Below are 13,322 nucleotides of genomic sequence, written 5' to 3'. Positions count from 1 at the left end.
TTCTCACGCCTCGTCTTCCTCGCCGGCCCTGCCCTCCAGGACCCGGATCATGGCCGGGAAGTACTTCCAGCCGTATCCGGCGTCCCTGGTGCGGCACAGCAGGTCCATCGTCTGGTGTGCACCGGAGGCGGTGATACCGACGTCCTCCGCCAACTTCAGTGCGAGAGCGAGGTCCTTGATCGCGTAGTTGGTGGGGAAGGCCTGTTCGGGGAACTCGTCCGGGATCATGGTCGCCGTCGCCGTACGACGGAGGATGAAGCTGTCCGCCGATCCCATCGACAGTGCTTCGAACAGGCTCTTCCCGTCCACGCCGGCGCGCCGGCCGATGGCGAGTGCCTCGGCGAGGGCGTTGACGTTCATGAAGACGACCATGTTGTTGAGGATCTTGAAGAGCTGACCGCTGCCGGAGGGCCCGGCGTGCACCACGTCGGATCCCATGCACGCCAGGAGCGGGTGCAGCTTCTCGAAGTCGGCGGGCTCGGCGCCGACCGTGATGAGCAACGTCCCGTCGTTCGCGGCCTGACGCGTGCGGGCCACCGGCGCGTCGACGAACGTCACGCCCTGTGCTCCGACCTTCCCGGCCAGCGCACGGGTCCGGGAGACGTCGCTGGTGCTCATGTCGACGATGACACGGGGCCGCGCCTCGCCGCCCAGGAGCACCTCGACCACGCTCTCCACCTCCGCGATGCTCGGCAGGGAGAGGAACACGATCTCCGCGCCGGCCACCTCGCTCAGCCCGGACACCGGACGCGCACCGTGCTCGGCGGCCCGGTCGAGCGCCTCGGAAGAGGTGTCGTAGGCGATCACCGGGAGCCCGCTCTTGCGGGTCAGGTTGGCGCACATGCCACCGCCCATGACACCGAGGCCGACGAAACCGAGAGTCGGGTCGGACATACTGCCTCCTTCGAGATCCGTGGTGCGTCGGCTAGTCGACGGCGACGATGACGCTCTTGACCTGGGTGTAGTGGTGCAGTGCCTCAAGGCCCTTCTCCCGGCCGAGGCCGCTGTTCTTGTAGCCCCCGAAGGGCACCTCCACGCCGGCTCCCGTGTACCTGTTCACCTGCACCTGACCGGCGTCGAGTCGGGCGGCGACACGGTGCGCCGCGCCGACGTCGGACGTGAAGACGCCCGCGGAGAGCCCGTACAGCGTGTCGTTGGCGATGGCGATCGCCTCGTCGACGTCGTCGAAGGCGATCACCGACTGCACCGGCCCGAAGATCTCCTCGCGCGCGACCGTCATGTCGTTCGTGACGCCCGCCAGCAGGGTCGGTTCGACGAAGTGTCCCCGGGACCGTCCCTCGCTCGGGCCGCCCCCGACAACCACCCGGGCGCCCTCGGTCCGCGCCGTGTCGAGGTATCCGAGCACCTTCCGGCGCTGGTCCTCGCTGATGAGCGGACCCACGTCGGGGTCCTCCAGACCCGGTCCCACCGTCAGTCCCGCGAAGTGCTCGGCCATCTTGTCGAGCAACTGCTCTTCGACGCGGCGGTCGACGACGAGCCGGGTGGTGGCGAAGCAGGACTGTCCGGAGTTGCGGATCACAGCCAGGGCGCCGGCGCGCGCGGCCCGGTCCAGGTCCGCGTCGGCCAGGATGATGCTGGGGGACTTGCCCCCGAGTTCGAGGTTGCAGCCGACGAGCCGGTCGGCTGCGATCCGGCCGACGTGCCGACCGGTCCGCACCGAGCCGGTGAACGTGACGTGCTGGACCAGTTCGTGACGGACGAGCGCCTCGCCGGTGAGCGGGCCGGTGCCCGGCACCACGTTGCACACTCCGGCGGGCAGTCCGGCCTCCACCATGATCTTCGCGGCGAGCAGGGAGGTGATCGGCGTCAGCTCGGACGGCTTGACCACGACCGTGTTCCCGGCCGCGAGAGAGGGGGCGACGCCCCTCATCATCTGGCTGATCGGCGCGTTCCACGGGGTCACGTGCCCGATGACCCCGTACGGGGCCCGGACCGTGTAGGCGAAGGTGCCCGCGGGCTGCGGAATCGTCTCGCCACCGAACTTGTCCACGGCGCCGGCGTAGTACTCGAAGTACCGTGCCGACACCTCCACGTCGGTGCGGGCCTGCGACAACGGCTTGCCGCAGTCGAGCGACTCCAGCCGGGCCAGTACGTCCGCGTGCTCACGCAGCGCCGCCGCCACCCCGTACAGGATGCGCCCGCGGCGTGCCGGTTCGAGATCGCGCCAGCCCGCCCTCCAGGCGTCGTGGGCGTCGGCGACGGCCTCGTTGACCAGTTCGACGGGAGCCTCGACGAACTGGCTGACCACAGCCTCGCTCGCCGGGTCGAGGACGTCGTGGACGGCGCCGCCGGCCCGGTTCCAGTCGCCGCCCACGACGGCCGACAGCCGCGCCGGCAGGATCGGTCCGGCGATGGACTGGGCGATCGTCTCGGTCGTGGCGATCATACGCGCGTGATCCTTACAGTCGGGGGGATGGCGGGGGCGGGCACGTGACGCATCAGAGCCGGCGGCCGCCGTCGACGTAGATGGTCTGGCCGGTGACGAAACCCGTGCTTTCGGACGCGAAGAACAGGGCCGCGTTCGCGATGTCTGCCGGGTGACCGATCCGGCGCACCGGCGTCGTCTTCGCCATCGTCTCCAGCCGCTCCTCGAGCGGAACACCCATCCGCTCGGCGGTGGCCCGGGTCATCTCCGTGTCGATGTAGCCGGGGGCGATCGCGTTGGCCGTGATCCCGAAGGGCCCCAACTCGATGGCGAGGGTGCGGGTGAACCCCTGCATGCCCATCTTCGCGGCCGCGTAGTTGGCCTGGCCGCGGTTGCCGAGGGCGGAGACCGACGAGAGGTTCACGATCCGCCCGTACTTCGCCGCCACCATGTGCCGCTGGGCGGCCTTCGACACGTTGAAGGCGCCCTTGAGGTGCACCCGCAGCACCGTGTCCCAGTCGTCCTCGGTCATCTTGAACAGCAGGTTGTCGCGCGTGACCCCCGCGTTGTTGACCGCGATGTCGAGCCTGCCGAACTGTCGTACGACATCGTCCACCGCGCTCTCCACGGCCGCGGTGTCGCTGACGTCGACTCCGAGCGCGACCGCCTTCGAGCCGGCGCCCTCCACCGCGGCGATGGTGTCCGCACACGCGGCCGCGTCGAGGTCGAGTACCGCCACACGCGCGCCGGCCTCGGCGAACCGCTGGGCGATGCCGGCGCCGATGCCGCGCGCTCCGCCGGTGATCAGCGCGACGCGCCCTTCCAGTTCCTTCACGGTCCTTACCTTCCTGTTCGGACTTGGGACTCGGCGGAGGAGATCCCGCCCAGCAGTCGCCGGACGGCGGCCCGGTGTTCCTCGCCGGCCATGAGCTGCACGTGCCGGCGCACCTCGGCGTCGGCGCACGTCGCCAGGTCCTCGCGATCGGCCCGGGCGATGTGCTCCTTGATCGCGCCGAGAGCGGTCTGTGGCCCTTCGGCGAGCCGGCGGGCCCGGGCGAGCCCTTCGGCCAGCAGCCGGTCGTCGTCGAACACGTCGTTGACAAGGCCCCAGTCGAGGCTTCGGCGGGCGTCGAGGGACTGGGCGAAGAGCAGCATCTCCTTCGCCCGGGCGGGCCCCAGCAGCCGGTTCAGCAGCCATGTGCAACCGAAGTCACCGGCCAGTCCCACGGCGGCGAAGCCGCTGCCGAGCGTCGACGAGGCGGCGGCGTAGCGGAGGTCGCACGCCAGGGCCAGCGCGAGCCCGGCGCCGACAGCGGGCCCGTTGATGAGCGCGACGGTCGGCTTGCCGAAGTGCCACAGCGCCACCGAGGTCGCCCGCTGGACCTCGATCTGACGCCGGGTGCGCTGCTCGGGTTCCTCGGAGGTGCCGTAGATACTGCGACCGGCGGCCATCACCTTGATGTCGCCGCCCGCGCAGAATCCCGCGCCGGCCCCCGTGAGCACGACGACCCGCACCGCGGGATCGGTCTGCGCCCAGGCCAGCCGCGAGGCGAGGGCCTCCAGCATCTCGAGCGTCAGTGCGTTGCGCGCCCGCGGGCGGTTCAACCGCAGCAGCAGGACTCCGCTTTCCAGTTCGGCCTGGAGCTCGTCACTGTCGGCAGTCAGGACCTGTCGCTGGGATGACATGTGGTCGGACCTCGTTACCCGAGTCATTTTTTGACTTCGACGTCGAAATAATAAACTGGGTGATTCAGGTGGTCAAGCACGCTGTGCCATCCCCATGATCGCGACGACCCGTACCGGACGACTCATGGGGCACCGCCTTCACCTGTCAACTCCCGGACTCCAATGGAGGCATGCGTCCACGGCGCCCCCGCGGTGCTGCTTCCACCCACACCATTCCAGATTTTTAAGGGTATGGAAATAAGGAGTCCGAGATCCGTACGGCACGTCGACAGGGACTCACGCCCCGGTCGGCACGGTCACCTCGACAGGATGGAGACCGCAGCCACGCCCGGCGCGCCATAGAGCTGTGCGAGTCCCACGCGAGGCGCGTTCGGCACCTGACGCTCCCCCGCTCGGCCACGCATCTGGTTCACCAACTCGTACACCTGACGCAGCCCCGACGCGCCGATGGGCTCACCGTTGGCTATCAACCCACCGTCGGTGTTGACGGGCAGGGCACCGCCGATGGCGGTCGCGCCGGAGGCGATCAGCTCGTTCTGTTCACCGTCCTTGCACAGACCGACCTCCGCCATGTGGATGATCTCGGCCCCGGAATCGGTGTCCTGCAACTGCGCGATGTCGACGTCCTGCGGACCGATGCCGGCCTGTTCGTAGGCCGCGGCCGCGGCGTCCACCGTCGGCGCCGGGACGTGCTCCGGCCCGGCGGCCGGGGTGTGCACCTCGTAGGCGCCGTACCTCCTGGTGCGGGTCACGGTGCTGCGCAGGTAGACAGGGGTGTCGGTGTACTGTTTCGCGACGTCCGCATCGCAGACCACCACGGCCGCCGCGCCCTCGTCCGGGCTACAGAACATGTACTTCGTCAAGGGGTGGCTGAGCATGCGCGAGGAGAGGATCTCCTCCTCGGACAACGGGGTGCGCCGGTACGCGTTGGGGTTCAACTCCCCGTTGCGGTAGGCCTTGGCCGCGACCCTTGCCAGCGTCCGGTGCGTGATGCCGAAGTCGTGCATGTAGCGGTTGATCTTCATGCCGAAGAACTTCGTCGTCAGGAACAGCCCCATCTCCCCGTACCAGGGCGGACACGCGTACCAGGTCGGATCGGCCGTGAAGGCTCCTCCGCTGTGCTTGTCCATGCCGAGCACAAGCCCGAGGCGGTGCTCGCCCAACCTGATCATCCGGCTGGCGAGACCCAGAGCACTCCCGGCCGTCGCGCACCCGTTGTACACGTTGGTGAACGGCAGCCCGGTGAGGCCGAGTTCGGCGACCACGGCGTCGGGCTGGTCGACTTCCGCACTGCCGCCCACAGCGAACTCCATGTCCGTCCACGCCACACCGGCGTCGGCGAGCGCGCTCCGGGCCGCCTCCGCGCCCATCTCCAGGGCCGACTTGCCCGGGAACCGCCCGAAGGGGTGGAGCCCCACACCCACGATAGCCACGTCAGGCATGGATCTTCTCCGCCTCTCTCTCGTTCTCCGGTTCCGTTCCGCCGTCGGGCGTGAAGGCGAAAGTGACGACCTCGGTACCGTCCTCGTCGTGCCGGAAGGGCACGAGCGCCAGGCGCAAGGGCATGCCGATGCTCAGTGTCTCCTCCGTGACACCGACGAGCAGGGACTCCACTCTCGCCTCACCGGGCAGTTCCACGACTCCGACGAACCACGGCACCGTGTCGGGGCCGACGGTGAGCGTGCCGGTGAAGGGCGCCTTGGGCAGGAAGCCCTGGGTCGTCCACGCCCACAACGTCCCGCGGTCCGCCAGCAGATACCGCTCCAGCTCACCCGCCCCGCACCGCGCGCACCCGACACGCACGGGAAACGTGATCGCGGCACATGCGCGACATCGGTTCCCGATCAGTCTCGGCTCGTCGCCGGACTCGGTGAACAAGCCCTCGGCGATGGGTCTACTGCTCACTTCAGACGCCTCCACTCCGCACTTCTGACAACGTCCGCCGGCCCAGTCCCACTGGCTCCCAGGCCCCGAGGTGGTGTCGAGGACCCGCGGCAACCGAGTCGGTCACGAAGCCTCCGCGAAACTTTACACTGACGTCAATTTTAAAAAAAGACCGTGTCGAGCGGGGTACGAACGACCTCGGACCGGAACGGACGCACGCATCTGCATACCGGCAGGAACGACGCCCGTGCTATAACTTCGACGTTGCTAAAAATTTAAGTGGACCGCGGCGCCCGACCGGTAAGCGCGATGCGTACGTCCATCCAACCGGCGAAGGTCCCCCGACACGGGCTGCCCGTCGGCTCCGCGCAATCCCCATCGGGGAGGAGCCCACTCATGGAAGACTTCCGCGACCTCGAAGCCCACGAGGTGGCCGACATGGTCGAGATCCAGGACCTGCTGGCCCGTTACACACGACTCGTCGACATCGGTGACACAGCCGGCTGGCTCGAACTGTTCACCGACGACTGCAGCTACGTCGTGCACGGGCGGACCTACGAGGGCAAGGCCGGGGTCAAGGAAATGATCACGCTCGCCGCCCCGAACGGCGTCCACCTGGGCGCGTCCCCGGTCATCCGGGTGCACGGCGCTTCCGCGACGGCGAGCCAGTCCTTCTTCGCCATCCTCGCCGACCGGAAGACCATGCGCATCGGCTGGTACGAGGACGACCTGTCGAAGAAGGACGGCCGTTGGCGTATCGCCTCCCGCCGCGTCACTTTCGTCCGCTCCGACGGCTCGCTCCGCCCTCCGATCTGACGCCGGCCGACGCGCGAGCGGAGCACCATCGGCAACACGCATCAGCCCTGACGTCGAAATAAAGGTTCTCCCCCCGGAGGTTGCGTCGTGAAGCTCGTCGGAGTCGAGCCCGTCCCGAGTACAGTCCAGGCTCGCTACGTGACCGAGGGCTGGTGGAGCGATGCCCCACTGCGCGACGGGCTGGAAGCTCAGGCCGACCGCGGTCCGGACCGCGTCGCCGTCAGTGACGCCACCTCCCGGTGGACGTACGGCCGGATGCACGACGCCGTCGCCCGTGCGGTCGCCTGCCTGAGGCAACGCGTCCCCCCGGGGACCGCCGTGCTCGTCATCGCCCCGCTGATCGCGCCGGCCGTCGTCGCCTACCACGCGATCATCCGCACCGGCGCACTCGCCGTGATGCTGGACCGGCGGTGCGGGCGTTCGGACGTGGAGCACGCGCTGGCCGCCGCGCCGACCGGACTGATCGTCACCACCCCCGAACTGGCGGAGCGGCTGGACCTGGCCGGACTGGGCGTCGACGTCGTGGACTTCGACTCCCTCGTGCACTGGCACGAGGGGTGCTCCGACTGGGAGGAACCGGATCCCTCCGGCCCAGCCGCCGTCGTGTTCACTTCAGGAACCACGAGCCGGCCCAAGGCGGTCGTCCACAGCCTGCGCACCCTGCGGGCGGGCGCCCGCAACATGGCCGGCGCCCTCGGGCTGACCGCGGACGACGCCGCCTTCCTGTCGACCCCGCTCGCCACCATCACCGGCCTGGTCCAGATCCACCTCACTCTCGACAGGGGCGCCGGACTCGTGCTGGAAGACCGGTTCGACCCCGCCGCCGCGCTCGACCGCCTGCGGAAGAACGCGGTGACGGTCATCGGTGGCGCACCGGTGATCATGGAGGAGCTGTTCAAGGAAGCCCTGAGCCAGGACCTAGCCGAGCTGCCGCTGCGGGCCGTATCGCTCGGCGGCGCCCCCATTCCCCGCTCGATGCTGGAGCTGGGCATGACGCGCTACGGGATCACTCCCGTGCGCGTGTACGGCTCGTCCGAGGTCCCCGTCGCCACCACCACCATGCCGGGGGACGAGGGCGAGAGCCGGGTCGTCGACGACGGCGCCTGCGCCGGCGGGACCGAGGTACGCATCCTCGGCGGGGGCACCGGCGAGATCCTCGTGCGGGGCCCGATGCGCTGTCTCGGCTACGGCGAGGCGGAGGACAATCGCCACTGCTTCCTCGAGGGCGGCTGGTACCGCACGGGCGACCTCGGCCGGTTCGAGAACGGTCGGCTCACGGTCACGGGGAGGCTCAAGGAGATCGTCTCCCGCAAGGGGCTCAAGATATCCCTGACGGAGATCGACGAGGTTGCCCGCGACCTGCCGCACGCCGAAGAGGTGGCCGCGTACGGTGTGCCCGACCCGGAGACCGGCGAGCGTCTCGCCCTGGCCGTCTTCTCCAGTGCTCCCGAGGCGCTCTCCTTCGACTCGGTGGTGGACCGGCTGCTCGCCTCCGGCCTGGCCAAGTGGAAGCTTCCGGAGCAGATCGTCGTCTGGGACCGGCCCCTGCCGCGAACCGAGACCGGCAAGATCCAGCGCCGCCTCGTCGCCGACGATCCGGGGCCGCACCGCACGCTGCTCGCGCCCCGCCTGCGGGTACCGGTTCCGAACACGCTGGAGGAGCTGATGTCCCCGGCCTGGCTGAGTTCGGCGCTCGGGGACCGTTTCCCCGGCGTGCGGGTCGGCAAGGTCACGCCCGGTCCCGTGGTGAGCCGGGTATCCACCAACGCCCGCTTCCGCATCGAGTGCGACGAAGACCTGCCCGGCGGGCTGTCGCCCCACCTGTGCGCCAAGGGCTACTTCACCGACGCGGGCCGGCCGACCCGCCAGTCCGGTGTGCACGAGGTGTCCTTCTACCGTGAGCTGGCGGCATCGACCGGTGTCCGCACCCTGCGCAGCGTGTACGCGGACGTCGACCCCAAGACCCGGCACGGCGTGGTCATCACGGAGGACGTCATCGCGCAGGGTGGCAGCTTCCTCACTCCCACCAGCGACTACTCGCCGCAGTCGGCGGCGGAGAGCCTCAGCCAGCTCGCGAAGCTGCACGCGGCGACGTGGAACGACCCCGCGCTCGCGGCGACGCCCTGGCTCGCCCCGCGGCTGGCGGCCAATCTCGTCCACCGGGGGGTGTCCGAGATCCGCGGCAACTTCGCGAGCGACATCGGCGCCGGGGTGCCCGGCGAGGTCCGGGACGCCGAGCGGCTGTTCACAGCGTACCGAGCCCTCGTCGAACAGGTACGGGACACCTCCCCGTGGTCGGTCATCCACGGCGACCCGCACGTCGGCAACACCTACCTGGACGCCGACGGCCGGCCTTCACTGCTGGACTGGCAGCTGGTCCAGCGCGGACCGTGGTACCTGGACGTCGGCTACCACATCGCCTCCGTCCTGACCGTCGAGGACCGACGGCGCCATGAGAAGGACCTCCTGCGGCACTACCTCGGCGAACTGCGTGCCGGCGGCGTCGAAGCGCCGGCATCGGAGGAGGCGTGGCGGTCCCTTCCGCTGGGCATCCTCCACGGCCTGTACCTGTGGAGCATCACCTTGCTGGTGGAGCCACCGGTGAGGAGTGCGCTCCTGCACCGGCTCGGCACCGCGGCCGCCGATCACGACGCCTACGCGGCGGTCGGCGCCTGACGACGCGTACCGCACCCACCCCCTGACCCGGCCGTCCATGGATCGCGGCGCTCTGCGCGGCGCCGACGCGACAGATCTGGCACTGGAGAACCTCATGACCGAACAGCAGGCATTCGACCACCACTCCGCCGAGCACGCGGCCGATCCGGTGTGTGCCTACCGGGCGATCCGTCAGGGTCCTGGATCCGTGCGGACCGACGCGCACGGCGGGTACACGGTGCTCACCCGGTACGAGGACATCGCCGCGGCGGCATCCGACCACTCGGCGTTCTCCAGCGCGTTCGAGCTGCCCGGTGACGAGGGATACGGCGGGGGGATCACGCTCCCCCGCAACCCGGACTCGGGCCGCACCTCGCTCGCGGAGATGGACCCTCCCGAGTGGCGCCGCTACCGGCGCATGCTGAACCCGATCTTCACCCCGGGTGCCGTGTCGCGCTTCTCACCGCGCATCCAGGCGATCACCGACGAGGCGATCGACCGCTTCGTCACCAAGGGTTCCTGCGACCTCGTCCTGGACCTTGTGAGCCCGGTCCCGGCGATCGTCACGCTGGAGGTGCTCGGCATGGACACCTCCGAGTGGGAGCGGTACGCGGTCCCGCTGCACACCTCGGTCTACATCCCGCGCGACGTACGGACCCCCGCCTGGCAGGAACTCCAGGACGGATTCCGGTGGATCTTCCAGCAGATCCGTGACGAGATCGCCCGTCGACGAGCGGAGCCCAAGGAAGGGGACCTCCTCGCGGCGATCATGAACGCGGACGACCCCGAAGGCCCGCTCGACGACGCCCTGGTCTTCGAGACGGCCTACACCATCGTCGCCGCCGGGGTGGAGACCACGACCTCCCTGCTGTCGTCCGCGCTGTGGCACCTCGACCGGTTCCCACAGGACAGGCAGCGCCTGCTCGACGACCCGTCGCTGCTCGATGCCGCGTGCGAGGAGTTCCTGCGCTACTACACACCCGAGCAGGCGGGGGCCCGCACCGTTGCCCAGCACGCGGAGATCGGCGACGAGAGCTTCGAACGAGGCGAACGGGTGCTGCTGGCCTGGTCGTCGGCCAACCGTGACGAGGCCCAGTTCCCGGACGCCGACCGGTTCGTGCTGGACCGCAGGCCCAACCGGCACATGTCGTTCGGCTACGGCATCCACCGCTGCCTCGGATCCCACCTCGCCCGCCAGGAGATCAAGATCGTGCTCGGCGAGGTGCTCCGCCGCCTGCCCGACTACGCCATCGACCGCCAACGCACCGAGCTGTACCCCGACCTGGGGCTGATGTACGGCTACAAGCACATGCCGGCCACCTTCACCCCGGGCGAACGGAAGAAGGCCTAGCCGGCCGGGGCCGACGGAGTCGCCACCGAGTTCGAAGGAGCGATGCATGACGGAACGGAGTGCGGACGCTGAGGCGGGGGTGCACTCACCCGTGCCAACGCCTCTGGCAGGAGGCGCAGTGGAAGGCGCGATCAGCATCGCGCGCCGGATCCGACGACTCGCCGAGCAGTTCCCGGACGAGGAGGCGTTCCGGTACATCGGCCTGGACGGCACCGACACGGGATACGGATGGCCGTGGCTGGACCGCCGCTCCGCCCAGTTGGCCGGGGCTCTCACGGCCCGGGGCCTGGCCCGGGGTGATCGTGTCGCCCTGGGGCTGCGCAACTCGCCCCAGTTCGTGATCGGCGTGCTCGCCGCGTGGAAGCTGGGCGCGGTGCCGGTTCCGGTGCGCTGGGACGTGCCCGACTGGGAACTGCGCCGACTGCACGAGGTCATCGAGCCGCGCATCTCCCTCGACTCCGCCGACATCCCCTGGATCGACTCCACCGCCGACCTCGACGTCCCCGACCTCGCGGACGCGGTCTCCCCGCAGTTGAACGGCATCTGCTCCAGCGGGTCCACCGGCACCCCGAAAGTGATCCTCACGGAACGGCCGTCGGTCTACGGCCCGGAACCGGTCGCGCCCTTCATCGACCTGTGGAACGACGAGCCCGTCCCGCGCCCCCAGACGATCCTCGTGCCGGCGCCGATGTACCACACCAACGGCTTCAACACGTTGCTCACCTTCCTCTCCGGGGATCGCCTGGTCCTCATGGAGAAGTTCGACGCCGGTCGCGTCGTGGACGTGATCGAACGGCACCGCGTCTCCACCTTCACCGCCACGCCGACGATGCTGCAGCGCATCGCCGATCTGCCCGGCATCGAGGACCGCGACCTGTCCAGCATCGACTGGATCATCCAGGGGGCCGCGCCGATGCCGCCGTCCCTCGTGCACCGGTGGGCGAAGCTGATCGGCCCCGAGCGCATCGTGATGGCCTACGGAATGACCGAAGGCCTCGGGCTCACCGCGCTGCGCGGCGACGAGTGGATGCGACACCAGGGCAGCGTCGGCCGGGGCATCCAGGGCACCGAGGTACGCATCATCGACGCGGACGGCACCGAGCAGCACGTGGGCGGGCTGGGAGAGATCTACCTCCGCTCCCAGTCCCCCGCCGGTTACCGGTACTTGGGCACGGTCCCGAAGCTGCGCTCCACCGACGACGGCTTCCAGACCGCCGGCGACATGGGCTATCTCGACGACGACGGCTTCCTGTACCTGGTGGACCGCCGGGTCGACATGATCATCACCGGTGGCGCCAACGTCTTCCCCGCCGAGGTCGAAGCGGCGCTCATCGACCACCCGGACGTCGCCGACGTCGTCGTGGTCGGGCTGCGCGACCCCGCGTGGGGACGTCGCGTCCACGCCATCCTCGAACCCGCCGATCCGGCTGCGCCCCCGACCGACGAGCAGATCATCGGCTACGCCAAGAGCCGCCTCGCCCCGTACAAGGTGCCCAAGACCATCGAGATCGTCGACGCCATTCCCCGCAGCGAGGCCACGAAGGTCAACCGCGGCGCGCTCGTCGCCACCCGCGGCGGCTGACGCACTCCGACGCATGGGGCCCGCACACCCCGTTCGCGTAGATATATGTGCAATTATGAAACTGAAACGGGTCGGCGAGAGTCGCGGCCGCTCCGTCTGCCTCGCCGTGCGACGCGTCGAGCGGGTTATAGCGGGGCCCGTTGACCTGAGTGAGAGCTCCATATAATTTCGACGTCGGAATTGAATTTTTGCCGCGCCCGCCGCCCGCCGTCACGGCGGTGTGCACGGCCGACGGCGTGGTGACGATGGGGAGGACCGGATGGGCGAACAGACACTGGCGTTGGTCGGTGCCACCGGCGACGTCGGAACAGGCGTCCTGCGCGCCACGGTCCGGCGCGGATGGAATGTCGTGGCCGTCTCCCGGACACCTGCCCGGCTGGCCGCCGTGCAGGCCGAGCACGGCTCCGCGGTGCGCACGATCGCGGGTGACATCGGTGACGACGCCGGCGGCGCACGGCTGGCGGCGGAGCTGGGCCCGGTCGACGCCGTCGTGGTCTCGGTCCACGCGGGCTACCCCCTGCGTCCGGTCCTCGAATGGCCTGCCGACGAGCTGAACGCGCTGGTGGCCGGGAACGTCGGGGCTCATCTCGTGGCCGCCAGGCACCTGATGCCGCTGGTCCGGGACGGCGGTGACTTCCTCGGTCTCGGCGGCGGCATGGCCGACCTCATCATCCCGCGCTATGTGCCGCTCGCCGTTGCCCAGGCCGCCCAGCGCCAGTTGTACCGCGGGCTGATCCGTGAGGCACGCGGAAACCCGAGGGTGCGCATCCGCGAGTTGCTCGTCGCCGCGATGGTCAACGGGCCCAGCACCCGGGAGCGGGCGCGCCCCGACTGGATCACCGAGGACGAGATCGGCGAGTACGTGGCCGAGCTGCTCGCGGAGCCGAGCGCCCCGGTCGGCACCGAAGACTCGATCCTGACCCTGGTGTCTCCGCGTGCGGCGCGCTGAGCGGGGAGGACAC

Annotated in this window: 11 protein-coding genes; 5 read left to right on the top strand and 6 right to left on the bottom strand. The window is 69.7% G+C overall.

Going from position 1 to position 13,322, the window contains the following annotated elements:
- Nucleotides 1-3: 3 nt before the first annotated feature.
- The 6 genes from AMK11_RS15660 to AMK11_RS15635 all read right to left on the bottom strand — a co-directional run bounded on the left by AMK11_RS15660 (nt 4) and on the right by AMK11_RS15635 (nt 5,977).
- The gene (locus tag AMK11_RS15660; RefSeq protein ID WP_073727420.1) at nt 4-894 is read right to left on the bottom strand and encodes an NAD(P)-dependent oxidoreductase; all 891 of its coding nucleotides are present in this window, start codon (nt 892-894) and stop codon (nt 4-6) included.
- A 31-nt stretch (nt 895-925) separates the two neighbouring features.
- Complete coding sequence (locus tag AMK11_RS15655; protein WP_079187460.1) at nt 926-2,407, bottom strand: aldehyde dehydrogenase family protein; 1,482 nt, start codon at nt 2,405-2,407, stop codon at nt 926-928.
- Nucleotides 2,408-2,459: 52 nt separating this feature from the next.
- A complete protein-coding gene (gene fabG / locus AMK11_RS15650) occupies nt 2,460-3,221 on the bottom strand; it encodes a 3-oxoacyl-ACP reductase FabG (protein ID WP_107429682.1) in 762 nt (253 codons plus the stop codon).
- Between the two features lie 5 nt (nt 3,222-3,226).
- Nucleotides 3,227-4,072, bottom strand: coding sequence for an enoyl-CoA hydratase-related protein (locus AMK11_RS15645; protein ID WP_073727418.1), 846 nt, complete (start codon nt 4,070-4,072; stop codon nt 3,227-3,229).
- Nucleotides 4,073-4,368: 296 nt separating this feature from the next.
- Nucleotides 4,369-5,514 carry a thiolase family protein gene (locus AMK11_RS15640; RefSeq protein ID WP_073727416.1) on the bottom strand — a complete coding sequence of 382 codons (1,146 nt, stop codon included), beginning with the start codon at nt 5,512-5,514 and terminating at the stop codon, nt 4,369-4,371.
- Nucleotides 5,507-5,977 carry a Zn-ribbon domain-containing OB-fold protein gene (locus AMK11_RS15635; RefSeq protein ID WP_073727414.1) on the bottom strand — a complete coding sequence of 157 codons (471 nt, stop codon included), beginning with the start codon at nt 5,975-5,977 and terminating at the stop codon, nt 5,507-5,509. The genes AMK11_RS15640 and AMK11_RS15635 overlap by 8 nt, the downstream gene beginning before the upstream one ends.
- A gap of 375 nt (nt 5,978-6,352) precedes the next feature.
- Here AMK11_RS15635 and AMK11_RS15630 point away from each other — a divergent pair, with 375 nt between their 5' ends.
- From AMK11_RS15630 to AMK11_RS15600, 5 genes are all read left to right on the top strand, one after another.
- On the top strand, nt 6,353-6,772 hold the full coding sequence (locus AMK11_RS15630; protein ID WP_073727412.1) for a nuclear transport factor 2 family protein: 420 nt from the start codon (nt 6,353-6,355) through the stop codon (nt 6,770-6,772).
- 138 nt (nt 6,773-6,910) lie between these two features.
- Nucleotides 6,911-9,448, top strand: a complete 2,538-nt coding sequence (locus AMK11_RS36860) for an AMP-binding protein (RefSeq protein WP_158070978.1) — start codon at nt 6,911-6,913, stop codon at nt 9,446-9,448.
- 37 nt (nt 9,449-9,485) lie between these two features.
- The gene (locus tag AMK11_RS15610) at nt 9,486-10,778 is read left to right on the top strand and encodes a cytochrome P450 (RefSeq protein ID WP_143194582.1); all 1,293 of its coding nucleotides are present in this window, start codon (nt 9,486-9,488) and stop codon (nt 10,776-10,778) included.
- Between the two features lie 118 nt (nt 10,779-10,896).
- Entirely contained in the window at nt 10,897-12,360 is a 1,464-nt protein-coding gene (locus tag AMK11_RS15605) for a class I adenylate-forming enzyme family protein (protein WP_073727410.1), read from the top strand.
- A gap of 259 nt (nt 12,361-12,619) precedes the next feature.
- The gene (locus AMK11_RS15600; RefSeq protein ID WP_073727408.1) at nt 12,620-13,309 is read left to right on the top strand and encodes an SDR family oxidoreductase; all 690 of its coding nucleotides are present in this window, start codon (nt 12,620-12,622) and stop codon (nt 13,307-13,309) included.
- Nucleotides 13,310-13,322: the final 13 nt, after the last annotated feature.

This window comes from Streptomyces sp. CB02414, assembly GCF_001905385.1.
Lineage (GTDB): Bacteria > Actinomycetota > Actinomycetes > Streptomycetales > Streptomycetaceae > Streptomyces.
Note: the sequence above shows the minus strand (reverse complement) of the source record. Positions and strands in the feature narration are given on the sequence as shown.

Coding starts and splice junctions, on each gene's coding strand:
- AMK11_RS15600 (WP_073727408.1), top strand. CDS start 12,620: ATGGGCGAACAGACACTGGCGTTGGTCGGTGCCACCGGCGACGTCGGA.
- AMK11_RS15655 (WP_079187460.1), bottom strand. CDS start 2,407: ATGATCGCCACGACCGAGACGATCGCCCAGTCCATCGCCGGACCGATC.
- AMK11_RS15640 (WP_073727416.1), bottom strand. CDS start 5,514: ATGCCTGACGTGGCTATCGTGGGTGTGGGGCTCCACCCCTTCGGGCGG.
- AMK11_RS15660 (WP_073727420.1), bottom strand. CDS start 894: ATGTCCGACCCGACTCTCGGTTTCGTCGGCCTCGGTGTCATGGGCGGT.
- AMK11_RS15610 (WP_143194582.1), top strand. CDS start 9,486: ATGGATCGCGGCGCTCTGCGCGGCGCCGACGCGACAGATCTGGCACTG.
- AMK11_RS15645 (WP_073727418.1), bottom strand. CDS start 4,072: ATGTCATCCCAGCGACAGGTCCTGACTGCCGACAGTGACGAGCTCCAG.
- AMK11_RS15630 (WP_073727412.1), top strand. CDS start 6,353: ATGGAAGACTTCCGCGACCTCGAAGCCCACGAGGTGGCCGACATGGTC.